The sequence below is a fragment of the Streptomyces sp. NPDC031274 genome, assembly GCF_055570235.1.
Window position 1 is genome coordinate 1 of record NZ_JBVIHP010000234.1, and the last position, 984, is coordinate 984.

The 984-nt window shown below is 66.7% G+C and carries 1 pseudogene; it reads right to left on the reverse strand.

From position 1 onward, the window contains the following. Positions 1 to 842 precede the first annotated feature (842 nt). Positions 843 to 984: pseudogene (locus tag ACZ5CR_RS45255) on the reverse strand (cupin domain-containing protein); the annotation flags it as partial.

Genomic DNA, 984 nt, shown 5'->3' on the forward strand with positions numbered 1-984 from the left:
AGTTGGAGCCGTCGGTATCCGCGTACGTGGAGATCCACATGCCCACGGTGACGACGCGCGCCACCTCGGGGATGGTGCGTCCGACGCGCAAGACCTCTGCCCTGAGGGCGTTTGTCCAGGCGTTGCGGACGCTCTGCACGCGGCCTTCGTTGCTCAACTCGAGTCTTCTCTCGTGATGTTGCGGAACCGTTGCTGCTGGATCCGGAGCGCTGGGCGGTCGATCACGGCCGCCCCGCACTCGTTCAGCGCCGGTCGAGGAGCCCGCCGGGCGGTGGTGCGCGACGTGAGCGGGACGCGGTCATCCGGGCTCGGACGCGCTCACTGGTCCTGCCGTGGTGGTGTCGCAGGTCCAGCAGCGGCGGCGGGACCCGTCGGAGCGGATGGCGTGGAAGGTGGTGCGGTCTTTCGCCGGGCAGTACGCGAAGTCGTTGTCGTGGCGGTGCCATCGAGGAGCAGCTCGGCGAGCTCGGCCTCGGTGAGTGCGCGTGCGGGTCTTGGCTCCGAACGTCAGACGGCCCCCGCTGCCGAGCCGCTGGCCTTCGAGCAGGCGGGCACCGGCGGCCAGGTTTGGGAGGGTACGGAGTTGATCTCCGGAATCCCTCCTAAACGATCACTTGGTACGGGTAAGGGGAAGCGGCGGACCAGGTCAGTGGCCTAGTGGCTACCAAAGGACGGTGGTCTTACGAGGCAGATGTCGGCGGTTCGAAACCGTCCCCGCCCACCGAGGACAAGCAGTGGCCGAGAGCCTGCTTCTGACCCCCCAGCCATCATTGACTGGGGGGTCTCTTCATGGTCGAGTTCGCAAAGACGTCAGGCGTCTGTTCAGGCGTCTGTTCAGGCGGTTATTCCTTCGTGGCCTTTGCGTACTCCTGTGCCATGCCTCCCGCGAAGTCATACACCACGACCTGTTCCTCGCCGACGACCCAGGCATCGTGTCCGGGCGGGCACACGAAGACGTCACCCGGTCCGACCTCGGCCTCGCCT